This window comes from Sphingobium sp. PAMC28499 (genome assembly GCF_004795815.1).
Taxonomy (GTDB): domain Bacteria; phylum Pseudomonadota; class Alphaproteobacteria; order Sphingomonadales; family Sphingomonadaceae; genus Sphingobium; species Sphingobium yanoikuyae.
Window position 1 is genome coordinate 1525063 of record NZ_CP039248.1, and the last position, 25191, is coordinate 1550253.

At 65.3% G+C, this 25191-nt stretch carries 22 protein-coding genes and 1 tRNA gene; 17 read left to right on the top strand and 6 right to left on the bottom strand.

Annotated elements, in window-relative coordinates; all coding sequences use genetic code 11:
- Positions 1-130: 130 nt before the first annotated feature.
- From E5554_RS07370 to E5554_RS07405, 8 genes are all read left to right on the top strand, one after another.
- Positions 131-2395 carry a TonB-dependent receptor gene (locus tag E5554_RS07370; protein WP_136186401.1) on the top strand — a complete coding sequence of 755 codons (2265 nt, stop codon included), beginning with the start codon at positions 131-133 and terminating at the stop codon, positions 2393-2395.
- A 23-nt stretch (positions 2396-2418) separates the two neighbouring features.
- Entirely contained in the window at positions 2419-3510 is a 1092-nt protein-coding gene (locus E5554_RS07375; protein ID WP_136186402.1) for a tyrosine-protein phosphatase, read from the top strand.
- 120 nt (positions 3511-3630) lie between these two features.
- Complete coding sequence (gene astD / locus E5554_RS07380; RefSeq protein WP_136186403.1) at positions 3631-5043, top strand: succinylglutamate-semialdehyde dehydrogenase; 1413 nt, start codon at positions 3631-3633, stop codon at positions 5041-5043.
- Positions 5044-5143: 100 nt separating this feature from the next.
- Entirely contained in the window at positions 5144-5956 is an 813-nt protein-coding gene (locus E5554_RS07385) for a class I mannose-6-phosphate isomerase (protein WP_136186404.1), read from the top strand.
- A gap of 320 nt (positions 5957-6276) precedes the next feature.
- The gene (locus E5554_RS07390; protein WP_069336520.1) at positions 6277-9003 is read left to right on the top strand and encodes a TonB-dependent receptor; all 2727 of its coding nucleotides are present in this window, start codon (positions 6277-6279) and stop codon (positions 9001-9003) included.
- 105 nt (positions 9004-9108) lie between these two features.
- Entirely contained in the window at positions 9109-9801 is a 693-nt protein-coding gene (locus tag E5554_RS07395) for a DUF6250 domain-containing protein (protein WP_136186405.1), read from the top strand.
- Between the two features lie 23 nt (positions 9802-9824).
- A complete protein-coding gene (locus tag E5554_RS07400; RefSeq protein ID WP_136186406.1) occupies positions 9825-12533 on the top strand; it encodes a Tat pathway signal sequence domain protein in 2709 nt (902 codons plus the stop codon).
- Between the two features lie 14 nt (positions 12534-12547).
- Positions 12548-13870 (top strand): oligogalacturonate lyase family protein, encoded by a 1323-nt coding sequence (locus E5554_RS07405; protein WP_136186407.1) that lies wholly within the window; start codon positions 12548-12550, stop codon positions 13868-13870.
- A gap of 21 nt (positions 13871-13891) precedes the next feature.
- Here E5554_RS07405 and E5554_RS07410 read toward each other — a convergent pair whose 3' ends face one another.
- Positions 13892-14461: a helix-turn-helix domain-containing protein gene (locus E5554_RS07410; RefSeq protein WP_048936459.1), complete on the bottom strand. Its 570-nt coding sequence runs from the start codon at positions 14459-14461 to the stop codon at positions 13892-13894.
- Between the two features lie 133 nt (positions 14462-14594).
- On the opposite strand from E5554_RS07410, the gene E5554_RS07415 reads away from it, so the two are divergent.
- The 3 genes from E5554_RS07415 to E5554_RS07425 all read left to right on the top strand — a co-directional run bounded on the left by E5554_RS07415 (position 14595) and on the right by E5554_RS07425 (position 16927).
- Entirely contained in the window at positions 14595-15266 is a 672-nt protein-coding gene (locus E5554_RS07415; protein WP_136186408.1) for a murein L,D-transpeptidase catalytic domain family protein, read from the top strand.
- Between the two features lie 239 nt (positions 15267-15505).
- Entirely contained in the window at positions 15506-16237 is a 732-nt protein-coding gene (locus E5554_RS07420) for a hypothetical protein (protein WP_136186409.1), read from the top strand.
- A 15-nt stretch (positions 16238-16252) separates the two neighbouring features.
- Positions 16253-16927, top strand: a complete 675-nt coding sequence (locus E5554_RS07425) for a hypothetical protein (RefSeq protein ID WP_136186410.1) — start codon at positions 16253-16255, stop codon at positions 16925-16927.
- A gap of 5 nt (positions 16928-16932) precedes the next feature.
- On the opposite strand, the gene E5554_RS07430 is transcribed toward E5554_RS07425, so the two are convergent.
- Entirely contained in the window at positions 16933-17607 is a 675-nt protein-coding gene (locus E5554_RS07430; RefSeq protein WP_136186411.1) for a hypothetical protein, read from the bottom strand.
- Positions 17608-17802: 195 nt separating this feature from the next.
- Complete coding sequence (locus E5554_RS07435) at positions 17803-18000, bottom strand: hypothetical protein (RefSeq protein ID WP_069336512.1); 198 nt, start codon at positions 17998-18000, stop codon at positions 17803-17805.
- Positions 18001-18293: 293 nt separating this feature from the next.
- Between E5554_RS07435 and E5554_RS07440 the strand changes: the two genes are divergently transcribed.
- Both E5554_RS07440 and E5554_RS07445 read left to right on the top strand, forming a co-directional pair.
- Positions 18294-18830, top strand: a complete 537-nt coding sequence (locus E5554_RS07440) for a DUF4136 domain-containing protein (RefSeq protein WP_136186412.1) — start codon at positions 18294-18296, stop codon at positions 18828-18830.
- 13 nt (positions 18831-18843) lie between these two features.
- Positions 18844-19476: a DUF202 domain-containing protein gene (locus E5554_RS07445; protein ID WP_136186413.1), complete on the top strand. Its 633-nt coding sequence runs from the start codon at positions 18844-18846 to the stop codon at positions 19474-19476.
- Between the two features lie 39 nt (positions 19477-19515).
- On the opposite strand, the gene E5554_RS07450 is transcribed toward E5554_RS07445, so the two are convergent.
- A complete protein-coding gene (locus E5554_RS07450; RefSeq protein WP_097385452.1) occupies positions 19516-20145 on the bottom strand; it encodes a DNA-3-methyladenine glycosylase in 630 nt (209 codons plus the stop codon).
- Between the two features lie 76 nt (positions 20146-20221).
- Between E5554_RS07450 and E5554_RS07455 the strand changes: the two genes are divergently transcribed.
- A complete protein-coding gene (locus E5554_RS07455; protein ID WP_004210272.1) occupies positions 20222-20539 on the top strand; it encodes a 2Fe-2S iron-sulfur cluster-binding protein in 318 nt (105 codons plus the stop codon).
- 9 nt (positions 20540-20548) lie between these two features.
- On the opposite strand, the gene E5554_RS07460 is transcribed toward E5554_RS07455, so the two are convergent.
- A complete protein-coding gene (locus E5554_RS07460) occupies positions 20549-21316 on the bottom strand; it encodes a hypothetical protein (protein WP_136186414.1) in 768 nt (255 codons plus the stop codon).
- Positions 21317-21396: 80 nt separating this feature from the next.
- On the bottom strand, positions 21397-22137 hold the full coding sequence (rlmB, locus tag E5554_RS07465; protein ID WP_010339339.1) for a 23S rRNA (guanosine(2251)-2'-O)-methyltransferase RlmB: 741 nt from the start codon (positions 22135-22137) through the stop codon (positions 21397-21399).
- Between the two features lie 103 nt (positions 22138-22240).
- On the opposite strand from rlmB, the gene E5554_RS07470 reads away from it, so the two are divergent.
- The 3 genes from E5554_RS07470 (at position 22241) to bglX (ending at position 25179) form a co-directional block, all read left to right on the top strand.
- Positions 22241-22326 (top strand) — tRNA-Tyr (locus tag E5554_RS07470).
- An 85-nt stretch (positions 22327-22411) separates the two neighbouring features.
- Positions 22412-22732, top strand: a complete 321-nt coding sequence (locus E5554_RS07475) for a multidrug efflux SMR transporter (protein ID WP_017499387.1) — start codon at positions 22412-22414, stop codon at positions 22730-22732.
- A 161-nt stretch (positions 22733-22893) separates the two neighbouring features.
- Positions 22894-25179 carry a beta-glucosidase BglX gene (bglX, locus tag E5554_RS07480; protein WP_136186415.1) on the top strand — a complete coding sequence of 762 codons (2286 nt, stop codon included), beginning with the start codon at positions 22894-22896 and terminating at the stop codon, positions 25177-25179.
- The last annotated feature ends 12 nt before the right edge of the window (positions 25180-25191 follow it).

The window sequence follows — 25191 nt, forward strand, 5'->3', positions numbered from 1 at the left end:
ATATCCGTGTCTCGCCGCTGTCATATTGCCGCTGGTCCTGTCATCGAACTGAGATACATATGTAACCGCGGCTGCATACAGACGTTCTAACTGCCCCTCCGAATTCAACATCATTAGGGGGGTACGCATCATGAAATGTTCGTCTGTCCTGCGCCGTCGCGCACTCATTCTGGCCGGCACCATGCTGATGGGGGCGGGCTTCGTGGCTCAGGCCCATGCGGAGGACGCACCGCTTGACGAAGGAGATGCCGGCCTTGGTTCGATTGTCGTCACTGCGCAGAAGACCGAGACCAATCTGCAGAAAACGCCGATCGCCATTTCGGTGCTGGGCAGCGATGATCTCAAGGCACGCAGCGTGGTGAGCCTGAAGGATCTGGGCGACGGCGCGGTGCCCTCGCTGCGCATCGCCCCCTTCGCCTCGCGCAATTCGGCGCTGACCGTCGGCATTCGCGGCATCGTGCCGTTCGACGCCAACCAGCCCAGCCGTGACGCGGGCGTGGGCATCTATATTGACGGCGTCTATCTCGGCCGCTCGCAGGGGCTGGGCACCGCCCTGTTCGACATCGAACGGATTGAGGTGCTGAAGGGGCCGCAGGGCACGTTGTTCGGCCGCAATTCGACCGGCGGCGCGCTCAGCATCGTCAGCAGGAAGCCGAGCGGCGAGTTTCACCTGAGCCAGACCATGGGCGTCATGAATTATGACGGCTACAAGGTCGAAACCCATCTCGACCTGCCCAGCTTCGCCAATGTCAGCGTCAAGCTGGACGCGCTCGTCACCAAGCGCGGCGGCACCACCGACAATCCGATGGCGGGCGAGGAGGATTATAACCAGCTCGACCAGCGCGGCTTGCATGGCGCGATCCTATGGGAGCCGAGCAGCCGCTTCTCCGCCCAATATGATTTCGACACCTCCTATGACGCCAGCACGCCCTATTGTTTCCAGATGCTGGGCAAGTCGGATCGTCTGCCGGTCGCGGACATGGTCGAGGTCCAGCCCGATCGCGCCAGGACCGCCGATATCGGCGTGCCGATCCAGAAGAGCATCGGCAAGACCCATGGCCATGCGCTGCATATGGACTGGCAGGTCGCCGATGGCATCAACCTGCGCTCCATCACTTCCTATCGCGAACTGAGCCAGAGCCAATATGACAATGGCGGCGCGCATCAGGGCGCCTTTGCGCCCTATGCCAAGTTCGCGCGCTACAGCCTGGCGGGTCTCGAACAGAATCAGTTCAGCCAGGAAGTGCAGTTGGTGGGCTCGCTCTCGCGCGTTGATTTCGTCGCCGGCGCCTATTATTATCATGAAAAGGGCGAGGATTGGGCCTGGGCGCCCTATACCATGCAGTGGGGGGCAACTGCGGCTGACGCGCCGACCCGCCTGCCGACGCTGGAAGCCGGCCAGGTCACGCCCTATCCCGACCGTGCCAGCGACGCCAAGGCAGACAGCTTCGCCCTCTATGGCCAGGCGACCTGGACCCCGGCGATCCTGGACGATGCGCTGCACCTGACCGGCGGCGCGCGCTATACCCGCGACAAGAAGAGCGGCGACCTGTTCAAGGTCAATGGCGTCGACAAGGATTTCCGCTTCGACATTTCCAGCAGCCGGATCGACCCGACCGTCACTCTGGCGTTCGACGCGACCGACAATATCCATCTCTATGGCAAATGGGGGACGGCCTATCGCGCGGGCGGCGCCAATTCCCGCTCCGTTACCTATCGCGCCTATAAGCCCGAGGAGGTCGAAACCTCCGAAATCGGCTTCAAGGGCGAGTTCCTCGACCGTCATGTCCGGCTGAACTTGGCCGTCTACAAGACGATCTACAAGAATCAGCAGATCGACTTCAACGCGGTGCTGTCCGAAGTGCCGGGCGGCCCGACCCGCACCACGATCGAGACCGTCAATGTCGACGGCCATGGCACGATCAAGGGCGTCGAGGCCGATCTGGTGGTGATGCCGGTCGAGGGGCTGACGCTGACCGCCGCCTATGCCTATACCAAGGGCGATCTGGCACAGGCGGCCAACCCCTTTGCCGGCAATGCGCTGCAAACCGTGTTCGTGGTCTATACGCCGAAGAACGCTTTCAGCGGCGCGATCGACTATAGCCTGCCGCTCGACTGGGCGACGCTGCGCGCCCATGTCGATGCCAATGGCGGCGATGGCTATCATTCCCAGTCCAGCGACGCGGCGCTGACCGACTCCTCCTTCCTGGTGAATGCACGCCTGTCGCTCGCCGACATCACGCTCAAGGGCGACGCCAAGCTCCAGATTTCGGCCTGGTCGCGCAACCTGTTCAACGAACAGCACACCTTCTTCCAGACCGGCTCCTCGTCGCTGCAAATGGGCATTTTCAACGAACCGCGCACCTATGGCCTGGAAGCCACGGTGCGCTTCTAAAATAGAGGGAGAGAGGAAAGATTATGCGCAAGATGATGATCCGCGCCGCGCTGGTGGCGCTGCCCCTGACGATGCCGGCCGCAGCCTTCGCCGGCACCATCGCCGATCCGGTGGTGGAACGGGTGGCGCCCGACAAGCTGGCGATCCGCTGGCAGGATACCGATCCCGTCGATCTGTTGCAGGCCGATCGCCCCGATGCCCCCATCGCCAGCGCCACGCTGGTGGCGGCCAGGGACAAGGACGGTGTGCAGGAGGTGCAGGTGGCGCCGGGCACGCGCCCCTATTTCCTGCTGCGCGACAGCAAGAGCGGCGCGGTGACGCGCGTGGCCGAGCGTGTGCTGGTGATGGAACAATCCTCCAACTTCCGCGATCTGGGCGGCTATCCGGCGGCTGGCGGCAAGCATGTCCGCTGGGGCCGGATCTATCGTTCGGGCGGGCAGGCCATGCTGACCCCGGCCGACGTGGCGCAGGTGAAGGCGCTGGGCGTCGCCAATCTGGTCGACCTGCGTTCGGATGAGGAACGGCTGTTCGCCCCGACCAAGCTGGACGGCATCCCCTATAATGCGGTCGGCTATTCGATGGCGGCGATGATGCAGGGCATGAAGTTCGATGCCAGGAATATGGACCCGGCCAAGCAGCTCGAAGCCTATGCCGGCACCTATCGCGGCATGGCGACCCAGTTGAAGCCGCAACTGCGTATCGTCTTCGCGCGCCTGCTGTCGAAGGACGGGCCGCTGCTCTATAATTGCTCGGCCGGGCAGGACCGCACCGGCTTTGTCAGCGCGATGATCCTGTCGGCGCTCGGCGTGCCGCGCGATGTCATCTATCGCGACTATGTGCTCTCGACGCCGTCGCGCCGCCCGCAATATGAAGTGCCGCCGATGAGCGGTGCCGTCGCGCAGAGCAGCCCGATCGCCGGCATGTTCGCACAGATGCAGAAGGGCGGAGCGATGGCCAAGGCCAATCCGCTGGTGCTGCCCGACGGCACGCCCTTCCTGACCTATGCCTTCGCCGAAATCGACAAGCGCTGGGGTTCAGTCGATGCCTATCTGGCTCAGGAAATCGGCCTGACGCCGGTGGACATTGCGGCGCTGCGCACCACCTATCTGGAATAAGCGCCGCTTATTCCGGATCGGCATGAAGGGCGCGGCGGGATTCATTATCCTGTCGCGCCCGCAAGGCGCTAGGAGGCTGGAAAGGGGTGCGCTATCCTTGTCCCGCTTTCTGGAGGCCATATGATTTTCCGTTCGATCGATCCGGCCAGCGACACGCTCCTGTGGGAAGGGGAGGCGGCCGATGCCGCGATCTGTGCAGCGGCCGTGACGCGCGCTCGCGCTGCCTTTCCGGCCTGGGCGGCACTGCCGCAATCCGCGCGCGAGGATCATGTCCGCCGCTACAAGGCGCTGCTGTCGGACCGCAGCGATGCCTTTGCCAGCGCGATCGCGCGCGAGACCGGCAAGCCGCTGTGGGAGGCGAAGACCGAAATTGCCTCGATGATCGGCAAGGTCGACATCTCTATTGCGGCGCAGGCGGAACGCGCAGGATCGCGCGAGCAGGCGACCCCGTTCGGCCGGGCGGTGCTGCGCCACAAGCCGCATGGCGTGATGGCGGTGCTCGGCCCCTATAATTTTCCCGGCCATCTGCCCAACGGCCATATCGTGCCGGCCCTGCTGGCAGGCGATGTGGTCATCTTCAAGCCGTCCGAACTGACCCCGCTGGTGGGCGAACTGATGGCGCAGGCGTTTCGCGACGCCGGCCTACCCGATGGCGTCTTCACCTTGTTGCAGGGGGGGCGGGACACCGGCGCGGCATTGATCGCGCAGGATATCGACGGCCTGTTGTTCACCGGATCGGCGGGCGCGGGCGCCCATTTCACCCGCGTGATGGCCGATCGGCCGGGCGTGATCCTGGCGCTGGAACTGGGCGGCAATAATCCGCTGGTCGCCTGGGACGGCGATGCGCAGGCGGTCGCCTCGATCATCGTCCAGTCGGCCTTCATCACCGCGGGCCAGCGCTGTTCCTGCGCGCGTCGGCTGATCCTGCCGCAGGGCGCGGCGGGTGACGCGATCCTCGACGCGACGGTGGCGCTCGCCCGGCGGCTGACGATCGGCGCCTGGGACAGCCAGCCTGAGCCCTATATGGGCGCGCTGATCTCGGCTGAGGCGGCGGCCCATGCCAAAGCGCGCCATGCCGCGCTGCTGGCGCTGGGTGGGGTAGAGTTGCTGCCACTGGAACAGCCGGCAGACCTCGGCGGTGCCTTCCTGACGCCGGGCATGATCGACGTGACCGGCGTGGATGCGCCGGACGAGGAGATTTTCGCGCCGCTGCTGCAGGTGATCCGCGTCGCCGATTTCGACGCGGCGATCGCGGCGGCGAATGCGACCCGCTACGGACTGGCGGCTGGGCTCGTGTCCGCCGACGGTGCGCTGTGGGACCGGTTCCTGCTGGAAAGCCGGGCGGGCGTCGTCAACCGCAACCGGCCGACCACCGGCGCCAGCGGCGCGATGCCGTTCGGCGGCCTGGGCGCGTCGGGCAATCACCGACCCAGCGCCTATTATGCCGCCGATTACTGCGCCTATCCGGTCGCCAGTTTCGAGGCGGCGCAGGTGCTGGACCTGACTGCCGATATCAAGGGGCTGGCAGGCTGATACATGCGTCTGGTCGAGAATTACTAGTTGACGCAAGACAATATCGGCTTGGCACGGATGATGACATGACAGCGATTGCCATTCTGCTATGGCTTTGGATATGTCGTCCTATCGCCTGATTCCGAGCGCCGTTGAAAAGCCTTGGGGACGCAGGGATTTGCCTGCGCGCTTTGGGTTGAATGCCGATCGCCGCGTGGGCGAGATCTGGTTCACGGCGGACCCCGATATGCCTCAGCCGCTGCTCGTCAAATATCTCTTCACGAGCGAGAAATTGTCGGTCCAGGTCCATCCTGACGATGCCCAGGCGCAGGCCATGGGGCTGGCTGGCGGCAAGTCGGAATGCTGGTATGTCCTGGCAACCGAAGGGGACGCTCGACTGGGCATCGGCCTGACCCGGACGGTCGATGCCGATGCGTTGAGAGCGGCCGCGCTGGATGGGTCGATTGAGGAATTGATCGACTGGAAGCCGGTAAGGCCGGGCGATTTCTACTATATTCCGGCGGGCACGATTCATGCCATCGGCGGCGGTATTACCCTCGTTGAAGTGCAGCAGAATAACGACGTGACCTATCGCCTGTTCGATTATGGGCGCCCCCGCGAACTGCATCTGGATGCCGGCATGGTCGTCAGTGCGCCTGTGCCCTATGACCGGCTGGCGCAACATGTGACCAGCGACCGCGCCTGCGTGCTGGTGGAGGAAACCGGCGCCCCCTTCACGCTCGAAAATCTGGTGCATGAGGCTGGCGAACGGGTTCGGCAGGATCAGGGGCCGTTCTGGTTCATCCCGTTGCAGGGGAGTGGGCTGATCGACGGTCAGCCCTGGATGGCGGGCGAGTGCTGGCTGATCGAAGATCAGGCGGACATCGCGGTCGAACACCGGTTGCACGCCCTACTGGCGCGACCCGTCGCCTGAACGGCGCACCCATTCCACAATCTGGAACGCATTGGCGCTCGATCCGCCGGACGGCTTAACGCGACCGGCGCGCCCGGATTCGCGGTGAAGCGTCTGGTGACGTATAATGATCCACATGATGGAACCATGGTCCGTTATGGCAACGGTTCATCGATGATATAGCTCGCTTTGCCGCAAAGAGAGCGCCATCTCTACGTGTCCATATATAGATATAAAGACCCAATATATGGGATATCAAAGGGTTGTCGCGGCGGGGTCTGGTCGCGGTCGACCTCAAACCCGTGCCCAAACGGGGGGGCACGCATAGGGAGGATGTTTAAGTGAGGTTTTCCAATTATCGCGCCTTGTTGTCGACGTCGGCCGTCGCCGCCGTCCTGCTGGGCGCCATGCCGGCCGCGGCACAAGACCAGCAGCAGTCCGAACAGCCCCAGCAGGCGCCCGAAGCGAGCAGCGAGGATATCGTCGTCACCGGTATCCGTTCCAGCCTTCAGGGCGCGCTCAACGCCAAGCGCAATGCAGCCCAGGTGCTGGACGCCATTTCGGCCGAGGATATCGGCAAGTTCCCGGACAAGAATGTCGGTGAAGCGCTGCAGCGCGTGACCGGCGTCCAACTGACCCGTTCCGACGGCGAAGGCTCCGGCATCACCATCCGCGGCGCCGATCCGTCATTGAACCGCGTTGAGATCAACGGCGTCACCGCCCTGTCCACCACCGTGGGCGGCGGCCGCGACGTCGATTTCCGCGATCTGCCCTCCGAATTCGTCAACCGCCTGGAAGTGGTGAAGTCGGCGACCGCCGACATGACCGAAGGCGGCGTCGGCGGCACCGTGCGCGTCATCACCCGCCGGCCGTTCGACAATGGCGGCAAGCCCTATCTGGCCGGTTCCGCCCAGGCCATCTATGCCGATATCGGCGACCATATGGACCCGCGCCTGGCGCTGATCGGCAGCGACACCTTCGCCAATGGCACGATCGGCGTGTTGGTGTCGGGCACGTTCGAGAACCGCAATGTCGAAAGCCATCAGGCGCGCACCACCGGCTGGGTCCAGCTGGACAGCGATCCCAATACGGCCGGCATGCAGGCCTATGACCTCAACAATGACGGCGTCGGCGATTTCTTCCCCGACATTCCGCGCTATGTCATCAACCGCCTGGAAACCCGCCGCTATGCGCTGAACGGCATCCTGGAATGGCGCCCGAGCGACGATTTCAAGGCCTATGTCGAAAGCAACTGGACCAAGTCGATCCAGTCGGTGACCTCGCAATATCTGCAGACCGGCACCAGCGGCGGCATCGTCGACACGGAAAACACCATCATCGGCCCGGACAATACGGTCGAATATCTGGTGATGACCAACAATACGTCGAAGGCGCAGACCAGCCAGCTGGGCGTGTCCTATCGCAACATTCTGGGCGACATCAAGCGTACCACCTATAATGTCGCGCTGGGCGCCGACTGGACGACCGGCAACCTGACGCTGACGCCGAAAATCTCGCTGTCCAAGGCCAAGGCCTATAATAACGAGATCAACGCGACCGCAGCCGTCACCGGCATGTCCAGCCTGATCGTCGACTATAGCAACGGCCAGAATGCGCCGAACATCATCCTGCCCAATGATCCGACCACCACGGCCGGCATCAACCAGCTGACCGTGCTGCGTCGTCCGCGCTATGACGACCAGACCGAGAAGATGGCCAAGCTGGACGCGGAATATAAGACCGACGGCGGCCTGTTCACCTCGTTCAAGATTGGTGGCCAGTATCGCGACCTGACGGTCAAGAGCCGCTTCTACACCCGCACCACGACGCTCAACGGCTTCAGCGATCCGGCGGTGCAGGCACAGATCGACAGCATCGTCAGCGGCAATGCGGCGCTTGGCACCTCGCCCTTCTTCCACACCGGCAATCTGGGCTTCACCGGCGATTATAGCGGCTGGCTCAACATGACCCAGGGCGTGGCCGATGCGGTAGGCATTCCCGATCCGTTCGCGGAAGGCGGCTGCCCGGCCAATGCCGACGGCACCTGCCAGGTCTATACCGACACCTGGAAGGTCGGCGAACGCAACCTGGCGGGTTATGGCCAGGCCAGCTTCGCCTTCGACGTTGGTGCCGTGCCCGTCAGCGGCGTGATCGGCGCTCGTGTCGTCAATACCAAGGTCAATACCTCGGGCTATCTCAGCACCGGCGGCGTGATCTCGCCCGTATCCTATGACAGCAACAGCACCGAATTCCTGCCCTCGATCAACATGAAGGCGGAACTCATCCCCAACAAGCTGATGGCGCGTGCGACCGCGACCGAAGTGATGGCCCGTCCGCTGCCGCAGCAGCTGGCACCGCGCTTCACCATCGACGTCGTTGGCCTGTCGGGTTCGCGCGGCAATCCGGATCTGCAGCCGTTCCGCGCCCGCCAATATGATGCGGGCCTGGAATATTATATCAACCGCACCAGCTTCGCGTCGGTCACCTATTTCCGCAAGGAAATCAGCTCGTTCATCCAAAACACGACCGAGCCCTATACCGATGCCAGCGGCGTGACCTACACCATCACCGTGCCCACCAACGGCACGCAGAAGGTGACGATCAACGGCGTGGAAGCCGGCGCGCAGATCGCGTTCGACTTCATCGACGTGCCGGTGCTCAAGCAGATGGGCGTGGTGGCCAACTATACCTATTCCAAGGATAGCGGCTACGAAGGGAAGGATTATTTCACCGGCGATTCCCTGCCCTTCCAGGGCCTGTCGCGCCATGCCTACAATATCTCGGCCTATTATGAAGACGACGTCGTCAGCCTGCGGGGCGCCTATAACTGGCGGTCCAAATATCTGATCACGGCGCAGGGCCGCGGCAATAATCCCGAGTTTGGCGAAGCCTATGGCCAGCTGGATGCGTCGCTCAACGTCACGCTGATGCCGGGCATCTCGATGTTCCTGGAAGGCGTCAACCTGCTCGACGCGACGCGCAAGGAAAATGCCAACAGCGTCGAACGTCGCACCATCATCGAGACGGTCGGCCGCCGCGTCTATGGCGGTATCCGCTTCAAGCTCTGATTGGCGCTCATGGCCTGGCCTCCCCCAGGTCATGAGACAGGCTGCGGGTCGGGACATGCCCGACCCGCAGCATCATGTTTTCAAGATCAAGCGGGACAGGTCGCCATGTTCTCTCGCCGCACCCTCCTTGCATCGCTGGCCCTGGCGCCGATCGCCGGCCCCTTGAACGCTGCGGCGCGGGGGCCGCTCTGGCGCGACGATTTCCGCCATGGCCTCAAGCAATGGCAGCTGGAGGCAGTGGGCGACGCGCGCGTCACCGCGCAGGACGGCCTGCTCGACATCGTCGCGCCCAGGGGACTGACGCTCTGGTTCCGTCAGGCGCTCAAGGGCCCGGTCGCGATCCGCTATGATGTGCGCGCCGTGTCGGACGGCGGCCCTTATGACGAGGTAAGCGACGTCAACGCCTTCTGGATGGCGCGCGACCCGGCGGTGCCCGGCGGATCGGCGCTCGGCCGCACCCGCAGCGGCACGTTCGAGGATTATGACAGCCTCCGCACCTATTATGTCGGCATTGGCGGCAACCGGAACAGCACCACGCGGATGCGTCGCTATGTCGGCGAACCGGGCCATCGCCCGCTGCTGCCGGAACATGACCGCACCGATAAGGCGGCGATGCTGGTGCCCAATCAGTGGTTTTCGATCGGCCTGATCGCCAACGGGTCTCATGTCGCGGTGGAGCGGGACGGGGCGACCCTGTTCACGCTCGACGATCCCGATCCCTATCGCAGCGGCCATTTCGGCCTGCGCACGACGCAGAGCCATCTCCAGGTCCGCAACTTCACCATCACCAAGATCTGAACAACATAAAAAGGGAGAGCAACGTGGATATCAGGGCGGGGATCAGCCGGCGCGACAGCCTGAAGGCGGGATTGATGGCAAGCGCGACCGCGTTGCTACCGGGTGCTGCGCAGGCGGCGATCAGTGCGCGCGGTGGCACCATGCCGGAAACCCCGGTGCGCTGGATCGACGATGCCGCCCCGCCGCTCTCGCTCGGCCAGACCTTCGGCGTGCCATGGCCGCGCGGCGTGCTGCGCGCGGGCAGGCCGCTGTCGGTGCAGGGCGCCGATGGCATCGCTTTGCCCTCGCAGCACTGGACGCTGGCGACCTGGCCCGACGGGTCGATCAAATGGACCGCCCATGCACTGCCGGCCGGCACCGGCCAGCCCGGCGCGCTGCGCGTGGTGCCGGGCAAGCCCGCCGCGCCGCAGGCGCCGGTGCTGGTGCGCGAACTGGCCGACCGGATCGAGATTCAGGTCGGGGCGCTGCGCTGGAGCATCGGCCGCTCGGGCAATGCGATCATCCAGTCGGCGCAGCAGGGCGGTCGCACCGTCGTTGGTCCCCTGACGCTGGTCGCCAGCGTCGACAGCGCGCCCGAAGGCGGCACCCGCACGCCCTTCACCGGCCGCATCACCAGCGCCACTGTCGAGCAGAAGGGGCCGGTCCGCGCCGTCGTAAAGCTCACCGGTGTGCATGAAGGACAGGGGCGGCAGATCTTGCCCTTCACCCTGCGCCTCTACGCCCATGCCGGCGGCGACCATCTGCGCATCGTCCACAGCTTCATCTTCGACGGCGATCCGGCGAAGGATTTCATCAGCGGCATCGGCCTCACCGCTGCGGTGCCGATGGCGGGCGCCGCGCATGACCGTCATGTCCGCCTCGCCACCGCCGATGATGGCCTGTTCAGCGAAGCGGTGCGGCCGCTCACCGGCCTGCGCCGCGATCCGGGCAAGGCGGTGCGTGCCGCGCAGATCGCCGGCAAGGCGGTGCCGATGGACGCGATGGCGCCCGGCGTCGCCAAGCTGCTCGACCGCATCCCGACCTGGGGGGATTTCGACCTGACCCAATTGTCGGTCGACGGTTTCGCCATCGCCAAGCGCACCCAGGACGGCCATGCCTGGGTCGATTCCGTCGCTGGCAGCCGGTCGCAGGGCCTGGGCTATATCGGCTCGCCCCAGGGCGGTGCGGCGATCGCCACCCGCTATTTCTGGCAGCGCCACCCGTCCCAGATCAGCATTCGCGACGCCGAAAGTGACACCGCGACGCTGACCGCCTGGCTCTGGTCGCCCGACGCCAAGCCGATGGACATGCGCTCCTATCGCGGCGTCCTGGGGATGGAGGGCTATGACGCCCAGAATGAAGGGCTCGACATCACCTATGAGGATTATGAGCCCGGCTGGGATGCCGCGACCGGCGTTGCCCGCACCAGCGAGCTGACGCTGTGGGCCTGTGCCGCCACTCCGTCGGCGGATGCGCTCGCCGCCATGGCACAGGCGAACGCCGTGCCGCCGCAGTTGATGGTGACGCCCGACCGCATTCATGCCGCCGGCGTGTTCGGCATCTGGAGCCTGCCGGACCGGTCGACGCCGATGAAGGCGCGGATCGAGGACCAGAATGCCAATCTGGTCGACTTCTATGTCGGTGAGGTGGATCGCCGTCGCTGGTATGGTTTCTGGAACCATGGCGACATCATGCACACCTATGATTTCGACCGGCATGTCTGGCGCTACGACATTGGCGGCTTCGCCTGGGACAATAGCGAATTGTCGCCCGACCTGTGGTTCTGGACCAGCGTGCTGCGCACCGGCAATGCCGCCGCCTTCCGTTTTGCCGAGGCGCTGACCCGCCATACCGGCGAGGTCGACGTCTATCATCTCGGCCGGTTCAAGGGGCTGGGCACCCGCCATGGCGTCCAGCACTGGAGCGACAGCAGCAAGCAACCGCGCGTCAGCAATGCCATGTATCGCCGCATCTTCTATTATCTGACCGCCGACGAGCGGGCCGGCGACCTGATGCGCGATCTCGTCACGTCCGACCTGTCGCTGGAGCATGTCGAGATCGGCCGCAAGGTGCCGGGGGCGCAGCGCACACCGCTGCCGGCCGGCGTCATCGATCTGAGCTTCGGCACCATGTGGTGCTCGGTCGCCTCGGCCTGGCTCACCGAATGGGAGCGGACCGGCGACAAGAAGTGGCGCGAGCGACTGCTGAACGGCATGGATAGCATCGGTCGCCTGAAATATGGCTGGCTGGCGGGCAGCGCCCCCTATGACCTCAAGACCGGGCACTTCATGGGGGCGGGGGACAAGATTTCCATCTCGCACCTCAATGCCGTGTTCGGCGCGCTGGAGGTGAATGCCGAGCTTCTGGAGCTGCTCGACGTGCCGCGCTATCGCACTGCCTGGCTCGATTATTGCCGCTGGTTCAACGCCTCGCCGCAGGAGTGGAAGGCGAAGTTTGACCAGCCCTTCGGCCGCCGCAACCTCAAGGAAGGCCATTCGCGCCTGACCGCCTATGTCGCGCGCGAAACCGGCGACAGGGAATTGGCGGTGCGCGCCTGGAAGGAGTTTCTGGGCGGCGACGCGGGCCTGGGCCTGTCGAACGGCGATCCGCGCGTGGCGCTCAAGGGACCGGCCTATGTCCGCCCGATCGTCGAATGGCCGGACGTCTCCACCAATGCGGCGTCGCAATGGGGCCTTGCCGCGATTGAGAATCTGGCGCTCATTCCCGACGCGCTCGCCGATGCTGCCAAATGATGAAGGGCCTTAAGATGAAGACGATGATGATGGGCCTGATGGCGGCGCTGACGGTGAGCGCGGCGACCCCGGCGCTGGCCAAGCCCGTGGCCGAATGGGTCGACCAGACCACCGGCCACCGCGTTCTGCGGCTGACCGATACGCCGGGCAGCGCCAGCCTCTATTTCCACCAGAACAGCTACACGCCGCAGGGCGACAAGATGGTGATCTCCACCCCCGACGGCATTTCGGTGCTGACGCTGGCCGACTGGAGCATCAGGCCGCTGGTCAAGGGCAAGGATATCCAGCTGCTCTTTACCGGGCGCAAGACGCGCACCGCCTATTATGCCAGCCACAGGCGCGATGATGGCGCCGGCGCGACGACGCTTTATGCCGCCGACATCGACAGCGGCAAGGTGCGCAAGATCGCGACCGTCGATCGTGGTTCGATCGGCTCGATCAATGCGGACGAGACGCTGCTGCTCGGTCAATGGGCGGCAAGCGACAAGCCGCTCCAGCCCGACGGTACGCAGAAGCGCGCCGCGCCGGAGATCAAGCAGCAGTTCGGCCAGGCCAACTACGCCGCCAACGGCCCGGACGGAAAGCCGCTCAGCTTTGCCGAGGCGAAGGAAGTGCGCCTTAACGAGCGGCTGGAAGCGCGCATCCCGATGGAGATCTTCACCATCGACATCCGCACTGGGGAGCGCAAGGTGGTGGTCGCCTCGACCGACTGGCTCAACCATATCCAGTTCTCGCCGACCGACCCCGGCCTCATCATGTACTGCCATGAAGGCCCCTGGCACAAGGTCGACCGGATCTGGACGATCCGCACCGACGGCAGCGGCCAGCAGCTGGTCCACAAGCGGACGATGAACATGGAAATCGCCGGCCACGAGTTCTTCTCGCCTGACGGCAAGTGGATCTGGTATGATCTCCAGACCCCGCGTGGCGAGGTGTTCTGGCTGGCGGGCTATGAGCTGGCAACCGGGCATCGGCAGTGGTTCAAGGTCGACCGCAACCAATGGTCGGTCCATTATAACCAGGCGCCTGACCTCCAGCATTTCTCCGGCGACGGCGGCGACAGCGAAATGGTCGCCCATGCCCCCGACGGCAAATATCTCTATCTCTTCACGCCCCAGGCCATTCCCGATGTCGCCGGCATCCATGCCGACAATGCCGCCGACCTGATCGCGCCGGGTACCTTCGGCGTCGAGAAGATCGTCGACATGCGCAAGCATGACTATCGGCTGGAGCCCAACATCACTTTCACGCCCGACGGCAAATGGATGATCTTCCGCTCCAACATGGACGGCGCGCCGCAAATCTACGCGGCGGAGATTGCCAAGACGGCGGGCTGATCGGCACGGGACGATGCCGGATCAGTCGGCATCGTCCTCGCTGTGCATGATGTCGGCGCGGGTGATGGTGCCGCCCTGGCTGTGGACCACGGCCAGCCGCTTGCGGCCCTTGTCGCGGAAGCTGATCTCGCCGCTGTCGATCGCGGGATCGGCGATCATGATGAGGGCGTCGAACACGCCACGCGCCTCGCGCAGTTCGCTCAGGATCGTCAGCAGTTCGTGGGATGTGATGCGGGTGCCGCCTTCGCTGTCGGGCATCTGCTTCTCGATGATCCGGTGCAGCGCCTCGACGATCGCCAGCGTCGGATGCAATCGCTCGACCGGCACCGGCGGGGTCAGCGGCACGGCGCGAACATCGGCCAGCGCCAGATAGGGGTCGATTGCGCCGGGGCCGAAAACCTGCTCGATATTGGCGAGGGTCACGGCGTCCAGGTTGCTCGCCTCGTTGCGGGCATTCTTGACCGTGCCGGCCGAACAGCCGATCCGCTCCGCCAACTGGCTGTCGGACAGGCCATGGGCCTTCTGGATGCGCCGCACGATGGTGGCGACCGCTTCCCGATAGATGCCGTTCGATAGCCGCGTTCCGGCCATGTCCCGCTTCTCCCGCTTCGACGTGCCCCGCCCGACAAAAATGCCGGGCCGGACGGATGTGCGCAAGACTTTGTGCGCGGCGCCCGATTCCGGCAAAGACCTTGGCGGGGCCTGCACCCTAGTTGCACCATCCATGAACCCCGATCGTCGCCGTTTTCTCCTTTCCGCTTCCATTCTGGTCGCGGGCGCTGTTGGCACCGCGCGTGCCTCTGCGCCGGGGCCGATGCGCGCGCTGAAACCCATGGTGCCGGCCCAGCCGATCGCGCCGCTCACCACGCCGACCCCGCCGGCGCTGGTGAAGCCCGCCCTGTTTGCGCAGGCCCGCGCGGCGCTGGAACGGCATCCGCAGATCGTCAACCGGCACCGCATGGCGCTGGTCGATTTTGCCGCGCCCTCGTCGGAGCCGCGGCTGCACATCGTCAATCTGCTGGATGGCACCACCACCTCCTATCTGGTGGCGCATGGCAGCGGATCGGACCCGGATCATAGCGGCTGGCTGGAGCGCTTTTCCAATGCGCCCGGTTCCAACGCCTCCTGTTCGGGCGCATTCCTGACGGCCGATCCCTATGTCGGGAAACATGGCCCGTCGCAGCGCTTGCAGGGGCTTGATCCGACCAATGACAATGCGATGAGCCGGGCGATCGTACTGCATGGTGCCTGGTATGCCGAACCCACGCTGGCCGGTGCGCGCGGCAAGCTGGGGCGCAGCCAGGGCTGTTTCGCGGTCGGCGACAGCGTCCGGTCGCAGGTCATGGCCCAGTTGGGCCGGGGCAGCCTGATCTACGCGGCCAAGCTGGTCGTCTGAATTTTGCCATAAGCGCGTCGCCCCAATCGGCGCGCGGGTCCGTGCCGCCGCTTAACCCCTTTCGCGGTGGGCACCATGGCCGTCCGGGAGCGGTGCTTGCATCGCTCCCGGACTTTATCTCTCGGTATTTTCCCTGATCCCTATCCACGGCTTTGCCGAATGCGCGGCGCCAGCGTTGCTGTAGCATGCGGCCGTCTGCGACTCCGCTTTCCGGCGTCGCAGGAACAGGGGAAATGAGGATGACGCGTTTTTCGACATTCTTGTCGGTGACCGCCTTGCTGGCGGCTGCCCTTCCGATCCCGCCGGCCCATGCGGCGCCGCCGCGCGATGTCGATGATCTGGTCGGTGCGCGAGGCTCTTCGGGGGAAAATGCGCTCCAGTCGCGCGGCTATCGTGTCGCCAAGCAGAATGGCCTCACCAACTATTGGTGGAACAGCGCGAAGGACCAGTGCATCCGGGTCGTCACCTATAATGGTCGCTATGACGCGATCGACAGTGCGTCGGACGGCGATTGCGGCCATGGCGGTGGCAATACGGCCGCAGCGGCCGTAGCCGGCGTCGCGGCGATCGGCCTGATCGCCGCGCTTGCCAGCCACAAGAAGAGCCATGGCGACAGCTCGGCCCAGCATGACAGCGAATATGAGCGCGGCTATCATGACGGCCTGTATGGCGGTGACTATGATCGCAACGACAGCGAAGCCTATCATTCGGGCTTTTCGGCTGGCAATGCGGAGCGGAGCAATCGCCTTGCCGCCAACAGCCAGATCGTGCGGGGCGCGCCGGCGGCGGCGCAGCGGGCCTGTGCCCGGCGCGGCGACGAGTTCCAGAATGTGCCGGCGGGCAGTTCCGTGCCGGTCAGCGTCTATCCGCAAGGTGGGGATCGCTATGAGATCATCGTCGCGTCCGGCCATTATCGCTCGCGCTGCACCGTGACGAGCAATGGCAATGTGATGTCGATGGACCCCTATTGAACGAAAGGATGCATCATGAGGAATGCCATGATTGCGACCATCGCGCTGTCGGCACTGGCCATGCCGGCCATCGCCCAGGCCCCGGTGCGCAGCGAGCGGGTGCAATTCGCCAGGGGGACCGCCTCCAAGGTTATCAAGGCGTCGCTCAAGGGCTATGACATGGTCGATTATCTGGTCGGCGCGCGGGCCGGCCAGACCATGAATGTCCGGCTTCAGACCAGCAACGCCTCCAGCTATTTCAACGTGATCGCGCCCGGTGCCGGGGATAGCGCCATGTTCGTCGGTTCGTCCGCCGGCAACAGCTTTGCCGGCCGCCTGCCCGCCAATGGCGATTATCGCATCCGCGTCTATCTGATGCGCAATGCCGCCCGCCGCAACGAAGTCGCCAATTATACGCTGACCGTCAGCGTGCAGGCGCTGGCGGCGACCGCAGCGCAGGTGATGCCGGCGGCGACCGGCCCGGCGCTGACGCCCGGCAACATGCCCGCTTATTGTCGGGGGGAAGTGTCCGGCCAATATGGCACCCGCCCGGCCTATGTGAAGACCGGCGCGATCGCCAAGGCGCCCGGTGGTTTCTTCATCGACGGCACGGTCGACAAGGGCAGCGAGGGGATCAAGCGCTTCCGTTGCCGCTTCGATGCGCAACGTCGCTTCGTCGACGTGATGGCGATGACGCCGGACGGCGAATAGCCGGGTCAGCCGCCCAGGATCAGGAAGCTCGCCCCGCTGTTGATCAGCGAGGCGAGCAGCCAGGTGCCGAAGGTCGAGCGGAAGGAGGCCCAGCTTGATTTCCGGGTGCGACTGCGCAGCCAGATCGTCTCGATCCGCAGATACCAGCTGATCGTCACCAGCATGATGACCAGCGCGGCGACGGCCCAGCCGACATCGCCGAGGCGCGCCAGGATCGACGCGATGCCCAGCACCAGCGCGGCCGGCCCGGCAATATAGCATTGGGCGTAGAAGGGGCGGCGCAGCGTGTCGCGATTGAGTGTCAGGCCCTGCGCCTTCAGCCGCCGCACCGCGAACATCAGCGGATAGATGGCGAAGAGGAAGGCGCGCAGCACCAGCAGGTTCATTTCCGACGCGGTGATTTCCTTGCCGATGCCGGTGGTTGCGACCTCCGGCATCTTCTGATGCGACGCCACCTCGATCAGGTGCGACAGCAATATGGTCAGCATCAGGAACAGGGGCGGGCTCAGCATGTCGGTGAATTGCTGGTCCGGCGCATCCTCCAGTTCCTTGTCGGAATAGCGCAGCATCTGGATCGGGTGGCGGATCGTCCGCCATAGGGTGCGGGGATAGAAGACCAGCCAGCTCATCGCCTCATAGAGAAATTCTTCCAGCGACTGGAACAGGCGTAGGAAATCCATCGATACTCCCGATCATGAGGAAGGCTGGCATTCCGCCGCCGGGGCAGGGGCGTGCCGCCGGGCAGGGTTGTGCAGGCGGGCTGGGTAGGCGTTGGTGCCGCCTCGGCCGAATGTTTCCCGGTTCAATTGGGCCGGTTCAGCGTGAATCCGTCAGCCCGTTCAACGCAGGCCTGTCCGGCTCGGATGATGGCCGCGCTAGCGGTTGCTGGCGAGCTGCTGCCCGGCGCGCGCCGCCGGTTTGTCTGCGGTCAGATCGTCGAGCCAGGGCAGGGCCGGTGGCGCCAGCCTGACGGTGGGGGTTGCATCCTGCGGCGTGCCCATGCTGCTTGCCGTGGCCAGTGCCACACAAATGCCGGCGCCCGCTGCGACCATTGCAGGCCAGTCTCTTACCATCGCACACAGCTCCCTCTGCTGGGCTGCGATCGGCAGGAAAAGTTTCGCGATTGGCGCCGCGACTCACCCGCCCGACCGCTGGAATAAGGGATGATCGCGCATTCGCGGGCATCGCGCCATAGCGGATTTTCCGGGGGTCGGGCGATCGTCCCGCTTTGGTCCGACCGCACTTGCCGGGCGCCGCTTCACGCCATGGGATAGGGATATCCGGGGCGCTCCCTAGGGGAGAATCCCGATGGCTGGCCCGGCGTCCGCTTGGCTATGCCCAGGGATATTCAAAGGGAGGTCGCGATATGATCAGGCGCATATTCGTCACGGGTCTGCTGCTGGCGCTGGCAGGCTGTGCCACCACGCCACGGGTCAATTATGATGCCGATCCCGCGGCCAATTTCGCCAGCTATCGCAGCTATAGCTGGGCGTCGATCACCGTGCCGCAGGGCATGAACCCATTGCTGTTCCAGCGGGTGAAGGCGTCGATCGACACCGCCCTCGCGGCGCGCGGCTATAGCCAGGCTGAACCCGGCGAATTTGCCATCGGCTTTACCCTGGGCGCCCGCGACCGGGTGGAGGTGACCGATTTCGGTCCCTACGCCACTTATTATCGTCCCTGGGGCGGGTGGGCCGGCTGGGGCGGCTATCGCAATGTCGATGTGCGCAACGTGACCGACGGCACGCTGACGGTCGATATCTATGACACCGGGACGAAACAGCCGGTCTGGCACGGCACGGCCACGCAGGAAGTCAGCCGCAAGAGCCCCGACCAGGCGACAATCGACAAGGCGGTGACCGCCGTGCTCGCCAATTTCCCGCCGCCGATCAAGCCGAACTGACAGGAGGGGGCATATGGCCGAATCGCAGGAACCCAGGGGCGCGCCCATCCGCCCGGCCCGCAATGTGGGCGAGCCCGTGCCGCCCATTCCGTCGGTCGACATGAGCGATGCCGAAGGGGCATCGACCGCCTATTCGCATTTCCGAACCGGCCTGTCGCGCCATCGCACGGGCCTGTCGGAACATCGCACCGACCTGTCCGAATATCGCACCGACCTGTCCGGGCATCGCACCGAAATGTCGATGCGCCGGACCGGCATGTCGTTCCAGCGCACCCGGATGAGCGCGGACCGGACCTTGATGTCGGAAATGCGCACGGCGCTGTCGCTGATCGGCTTCGGCTTCACCATCAACCAGGCATTCCAGAAGATGCAGGACGCGGGCAGCATCCAGAATGTCAACGCGCCGCGCAATTTCGGCGTGGCGCTGCTGGTGTTCGGCATCGTGCTGCTGGCCGGCGGGATCGTGCGCCATGTCCAGTTCGCGACCGAATTGCGGGATCGGCGCAAGATCATGACGGAGGATGGGCTGATTCACTCCGACAGCCGCTTCCCGATCTCGGTGACGCTGGTGATTGCGCTGTGTCTGCTGGCGCTGGCGCTGGCGGCGGTGCTGGGTATCGTCTTCAACATCGCGCTGCTGGGCTGAATCGCGGGCAGGCGGGCGGGGCCTGTGCCCCGCCGCGTCTCAGCTCTGCAGCATGTCCTGCCCGCTATTATAATGGTGCCAGGCCATGATCGCGGCGGCGCCGCGATGCGGTCGCCAGGCTTCGGCAAGGTCGCGGGTCAGCTTCTCGCTCGGCCGCTCGCCCAGGCCCAATATCCGCCCGACCGCGATCTGCACAGCCAGGTCGCCGGCCGGCCAGATGTCGGGGCGTCCTTCGGCGAACAGCAGATAGATTTCCGCCGACCAGCGGCCGATCCCCTTGATCTGCACCAGTTGCGCGATCGCGGCCTCATCGTCGGCGGGCAGGGCGTGGAGGTCCAGCGTGCCGTCCACGACCAGTTCGGCCAGGCTGCGGGCATAGCCCTGCTTCTGGCGCGACAGGCCACAGGCGCGCAACGCATCGAAATCGCGCGCCAGCAGTGCTTCGGGCGTGCAGCCCACGCCCAGTTCCGCCTCCAGCTTGCGCCAGACCGCCGCGGCGGAGGCGACGCTGACCTGCTGGCCGACGATGGTGCGCAGCAATGTCTCATAGCCCGGCTCGCGCACGCGCGGCACCGGATAGCCGACGCTGGCGATTGCCGCGCCGAATGCCGGCTCCGCCGCAGCGATGAAGTCCAGGCTGACGCGCAATTCTTCCGCCGTGCTTACCATGTCCGCCCGTCCAGCCCTTGATTTCGCCGTCGCTGTCGGTCAGAGCGGCGGGGATAAGTCCAAAAGGAATGGGTAGATGCCGAAGCTGATCGTGGTCAACCGTGATGGTGCCGAACAGACTGTTGAGGGGGACAAGGGTCTCTCGGTGATGGAAGTCATTCGCGACCATGGCTTTGACGAACTGCTCGCGCTGTGTGGCGGCTGCTGCTCCTGCGCGACCTGCCATGTCTATGTCGACCCGGCCTTTGCCGACGCCCTGCCGGCGATGAGCGAGGACGAGAATGACCTGCTCGACAGCAGCGATCATCGCAATGAGACCAGCCGCCTGTCCTGTCAGGTCGTGCTGAGCGATGCGCTTGACGGCCTGCGCGTCACGATCGCGCCGGAAGACTGATCCCTTATTTCAGGGCCTGACCCGCAACGTCGCGGCCGGCGCATCGCCGGTCAGCGGCGTGATGGTCCATGTGATGCGCTTGCCCTCCGGCACGGTGGTGGCGCCATCTTCCTGATTCTGGCTGACGATCTCCGCATCGGTGGTCAGCGTGAACGTGCCGTTCAGCGCCTTGGCGGCGGCGTCGCCCGATCCGCCACCCATGCCGGCCGGCCCCTGGCTCTTGTCGAAACCGTTGGAAAAGCCCGGTGCCTTCACCCGCACCCGGTCCGCCCCGCGCATTTCGACTGCGACGAAGGGCAGGACGATCTGCGCGTCGATGTTGAAGGGGAAGAGGAAGGCATGGTCCAGCCTTCCGCTGATCGCATAGTCGATCGCGAATTTATGATCGCCCAGATACTGGACCGACCGGAAGCCCTTTTCCTTGGTGAGTGCGCTCGCCATCGCCTGCATCTGCGCATCGTCGCCGCTGGTCTTGTCGAACTGGGGCTCGGCGGGCGGGGCGGGTGTCTTGCTCTGGCTCTGCGCCACCTTCTGCAGCACGGCCTCCTCGCCCTCGGGCGGGGTGACGCCTTCCAGCGGATCCTCCTCCGCATCGCTGTTCAGGCCGCCCAGCGCCTTGTCCATGTCCGACGCCAATATCTCGCCCTTATAGGCAAAGGCGAAGCTGCGGTCGGCGCGGATGTCGAGCGTGGAGGTGAAGCTGCCGGGGGTCACCAGGCATCCGGGCAGCATCAGCAGCGCGGCCAGCGCGCCCGCCGCGCGGGACAATAGGACCATGGCGAACCCCCGTTCGTCTGCGCGACGATGTGGGCAGGGCGCCCCACCCACATCGTCGCAAGATGGTGCCCGGCGGCCGCTTACCGGCTGGTGGCGGCGTACAAGGCGATCGCTGCCGCATTGGAGACGTTCAGGCTCTCCATGCGCGGGCTGATCGGCAGCTTAGCGATAATGTCGCAATGCGCCATGGTGTTGTGGCGCAGCCCTTCGCCCTCGGCGCCCAGCACCAGCGCGACGCGCGATTCGCCGATCGCATCGGCCAGCACGGTGTCGCAGTCGCCGTCCAGGCCGATGCGCCAGTAACCGGCTTCGGCAATCTCTTCGAGCGCGCGGGCCAGGTTCACCACCCGCACCCAGGGCACGGTTTCCAGCGCGCCCGACGCGGCGCGGGCCAGCACGCCCGATTCGGGCGGCGCATGCCGGTCCTGGGTGACGATGCACAGCGCGTCGAAGGCGGCGGCCGACCGCAGGATAGCGCCGACATTATGCGGATCGGTCACCTGGTCGAGCACCAGGATCGGGCGCTGGTCGTCCTGCCCCTGTTCCAGCACGTCGCCCAGCCAGACATCGTCCAGCGGCTCGACTTCGGCGACGATGCCCTGATGCGGCGCATCCGACGGCACCATGCGGCCCATGTCGGCGACGTCGGAATAGACGATCGGCAGCACGGGCGGCAGATCGAGCGCGCCGATCGCTTCGCGCGTGCCCCATATCTTGCGCACGACGCGGTTCGGATTGGCGAGCGCAGCCGTGATGGCATGGCGTCCGTAGAAGCGGGGGAAGGCGCCTTTCGGCTTGCCGGTACGATGTCCTCTTTTCATGTTTTCGCTCTTTTCACATCACCCCATTGACAGGCAAGCCTCCATTCGCCATTGAGCCGCCTCCAGCGCGGCGGGACAGCAAATTTCCACCGCGTAGGGCACTGGACAGGTGGCCGAGTGGTTAAAGGCAGCAGACTGTAAATCTGCCCGGGTTTCCGTACGCTGGTTCGAATCCAGCCCTGTCCACCACTGCCCTCATCGGCGCGCCGCCTCTTTCGGGTTTCCGGTCCGCGCGCCGCTCCAGCCGAGCCCGTTACCGCAAGAGGAACGCCGCTTGGCCTGGGTCATTCTCGGCATCGCCGTATTCACCGAAATCATCTGGGCATTGAGCCTGAAATGGGCCGCCACCGTCGGCAGTTGGCAGGCATCGGCCGTGCCGATCGGCCTCAGCTTCCTCAACATGGGCCTTTTGGCGCTCGCGATGCGCGATCTGCCGGCGGGAACCGCCTATGCGATCTGGACGGGCCTGGGCGCCGTGGGCGTCATCATCGGCGGCATGATTCTCTATGGCGATCGGGTCAACATGGCCCAGATCGGCTTCATGGCGATGATCGTGATCGGCGTGGTCGGCACCAAATTGTCGGCCCAGGCGTAATTGCTACTTCTGATTCGCGTGAGATGATTCGGCGCATGGCCTGATCGCGGGATCGGGGCGTCGCGCCGCAGGCTTATTGCCGCAGCGCAACAAAATCGGCGCAAGTCCGTTTGTCTTCGGACAAGCCCCGTTCATTCTTCCCCGGTTACGCTCTCTCCCGCATGACTCTTGATCGCCGCGACCTCCTGATCCGCACTCTGGGCGGTGTCCTCGCCCTTGGCATCCCCCGCCGCGCACTGGCGCAGGCCGACGTCGCCCGCGTCGATGCGCTGATCGCGAAGATGACGCTGGAGGAGAAGGCCGGGCAGATGACCTGCCTTGCCGACAGCTTCCGTCCCTTCAACCCACCTAACCCGGCGGCCGGCATCCAGGACGAGAAGCGCCTGGCGGACGAGATTCGCAAGGGCCGGGTCGGCTGCCTGTTCAACGGCATCGGCGTTGCCGGCGGGCGCCGCGCGCAGGAAATGGCGGTCAAGAACAGCCGCCTGGGCATCCCGCTGCTGCTGGCGGGCGACGTGATCCACGGTCTCAAGACCATCTTTCCCGTGCCGCTGGGGGAGGCTTCCTGCTTCGATCCCTTGCTGGTGGAAAAGACCGCGCGGGTCATGGCGGTGGAGGCGACGGCGGCCGGCCTGCACCTCACCTTCGCGCCGATGGTCGATGTCGCGCGCGACCAGCGCTGGGGCCGGGTGGTCGAGGGCGCGGGCGAGGATGTCTATCTGACCGGCCTGTTGTCGGCGGCGCGCATTCGCGGTTTCCAGGGGCGCGACCTGCGCCGCGACGATTCGCTGCTCGCCTGTCCCAAGCATTTCGCCGCCTATGGCGCGGTGGCGGCGGGCCTCGAATATGGCAGCGTCGACATCAGTGACGAGACGCTGCGCGAAACCCATTTGCCGCCCTTCGGCAAGGCCTTTGCCGCCGGGGCGCTCACCACCATGGCCGCCTTCAACGAGATTAACGGCGTGCCCGCCACCGCCGACCGCGAATTGCTGACCGACATATTGCGCGGCGAGATGCAGTTTCGCGGCTTCGTCTTCTCCGATTACACCGCCGACGAGGAACTGGTCGCCCATGGCTTTGCCGAGGATGAGCGCGACGCTGCCCGCCTCGCTGTGCTGGCCGGGGTCGACATGTCGATGCAGAGCGGCCTCTATATCCGCCATATCCCCGATCTGGTGAAGAGCGGCGCGGTGCCGATGGCGACGGTCGATGTCGCCGTGCGCCGCATTCTTTATGTGAAGACCGCGATGGGGCTGTTCGACAATCCTTATCGCTCGCTCGACGAAGAGGTTGAAAAGGCGCGCATCGGCACGCCTGCCCATCATGCGCTGGCGCGTGAGGCGGCGGCCCGATCGGTCGTGCTGCTCAAGAATGATGGCGTGCTGCCGCTCGATCCCGCTGCCGGGCAAAGGATCGCGCTGATTGGTCCGTTCGGCGAGGACAAGGCCAATCTCTACGGCCCCTGGGCCTTTTACGGCGATCCCGACAAGGGCGTCGACATCGCCACCGGCCTGCGCGCGGCGATGCCCGATCCCGCGAAGCTGACGGTCGAGCTGGGTTGCGCAGTCAACGGCCCGATCAAGGACGGGATCGCCCGCGCCGTCGCGGCGGCGAAGGCGGCGGACGTGGTGATCCTGGCGGTCGGCGAATCCCAGGCGATGTCGGGTGAGGCGCAGTCGCGCACGATGATCGAACTGCCGTCCTCGCAACAGGCGCTGGCCGATGCGATCGCCGCCACCGGCAAGCCGGTCGTCGTGCTGCTGCGCCATGGCCGTGCGCTCGCCCTGCATGACGGCGTCGCCAATGCCCAGGCGTTGCTGGCGACCTGGTTCCTGGGCTCGGAAACCGGCCATGCGCTGGCCGACATCCTCTTCGGCAAGGTCGATCCCTCGGCCAAGCTGCCGGTCAGCTTCCCCTGGGAAAGCGGGCAGGAGCCTTTCTTCTACGATCGCAAGTCGACCGGCCGACCGACGGTGGACAATGGCAGCACCGAATATAAGGCGCGCTATGCCACCACCGACAATAGCGCCCGTTTCCCCTTCGGCCATGGCCTCAGCTACACCGATTTCGCCCTCAGCGACCTGAAACTCTCCGACACCGCGCTGCGCTGGGACGGCGCGGTCGAGATCACCGCGCGCCTCACCAACAAGGGCAAGCGCAAGGGCAGCGAGGTGGTGCAGCTCTATATCCGCGACCGCGTCGCCAGCCGCACCCGCCCGATCCGCGAATTGAAGCGCATCCAGCGCGTGACCCTGTCGCCGGGCGATTCCACCCAGGTCCGCTTCACCCTGTCGCGCACCGACCTCGAATTTGTCGGCGCCGGCAACCGTCGTATCGCCGAACCGGGCCTGTTCGACCTGTGGGTCGGCCAGTCCTCGACCGGCGGCCTGCACGGCCAGTTCACCCTCTACGCGGCATCTCCAACGTCCTCGCCGGCGAAAGGCTGAACTCTCCGATCC

Bases quoted from the DNA above. Each gene is read 5' to 3' on its own strand.
- astD (WP_136186403.1), top strand. From the start codon at position 3,631: ATGATTTTCCGTTCGATCGATCCGGCCAGCGACACGCTCCTGTGGGAA.
- E5554_RS07415 (WP_136186408.1), top strand. From the start codon at position 14,595: ATGAACCCCGATCGTCGCCGTTTTCTCCTTTCCGCTTCCATTCTGGTC.
- E5554_RS07435 (WP_069336512.1), bottom strand. From the start codon at position 18,000: ATGGTAAGAGACTGGCCTGCAATGGTCGCAGCGGGCGCCGGCATTTGT.
- E5554_RS07385 (WP_136186404.1), top strand. From the start codon at position 5,144: ATGTCGTCCTATCGCCTGATTCCGAGCGCCGTTGAAAAGCCTTGGGGA.
- E5554_RS07410 (WP_048936459.1), bottom strand. From the start codon at position 14,461: ATGGCCGGAACGCGGCTATCGAACGGCATCTATCGGGAAGCGGTCGCC.
- E5554_RS07425 (WP_136186410.1), top strand. From the start codon at position 16,253: ATGAGGAATGCCATGATTGCGACCATCGCGCTGTCGGCACTGGCCATG.
- E5554_RS07460 (WP_136186414.1), bottom strand. From the start codon at position 21,316: ATGGTCCTATTGTCCCGCGCGGCGGGCGCGCTGGCCGCGCTGCTGATG.
- bglX (WP_136186415.1), top strand. From the start codon at position 22,894: ATGACTCTTGATCGCCGCGACCTCCTGATCCGCACTCTGGGCGGTGTC.
- E5554_RS07405 (WP_136186407.1), top strand. From the start codon at position 12,548: ATGAAGACGATGATGATGGGCCTGATGGCGGCGCTGACGGTGAGCGCG.
- E5554_RS07450 (WP_097385452.1), bottom strand. From the start codon at position 20,145: ATGGTAAGCACGGCGGAAGAATTGCGCGTCAGCCTGGACTTCATCGCT.
- E5554_RS07455 (WP_004210272.1), top strand. From the start codon at position 20,222: ATGCCGAAGCTGATCGTGGTCAACCGTGATGGTGCCGAACAGACTGTT.
- rlmB (WP_010339339.1), bottom strand. From the start codon at position 22,137: ATGAAAAGAGGACATCGTACCGGCAAGCCGAAAGGCGCCTTCCCCCGC.
- E5554_RS07440 (WP_136186412.1), top strand. From the start codon at position 18,294: ATGATCAGGCGCATATTCGTCACGGGTCTGCTGCTGGCGCTGGCAGGC.
- E5554_RS07395 (WP_136186405.1), top strand. From the start codon at position 9,109: ATGTTCTCTCGCCGCACCCTCCTTGCATCGCTGGCCCTGGCGCCGATC.
- E5554_RS07420 (WP_136186409.1), top strand. From the start codon at position 15,506: ATGACGCGTTTTTCGACATTCTTGTCGGTGACCGCCTTGCTGGCGGCT.
- E5554_RS07370 (WP_136186401.1), top strand. From the start codon at position 131: ATGAAATGTTCGTCTGTCCTGCGCCGTCGCGCACTCATTCTGGCCGGC.
- E5554_RS07430 (WP_136186411.1), bottom strand. From the start codon at position 17,607: ATGGATTTCCTACGCCTGTTCCAGTCGCTGGAAGAATTTCTCTATGAG.
- E5554_RS07375 (WP_136186402.1), top strand. From the start codon at position 2,419: ATGCGCAAGATGATGATCCGCGCCGCGCTGGTGGCGCTGCCCCTGACG.
- E5554_RS07445 (WP_136186413.1), top strand. From the start codon at position 18,844: ATGGCCGAATCGCAGGAACCCAGGGGCGCGCCCATCCGCCCGGCCCGC.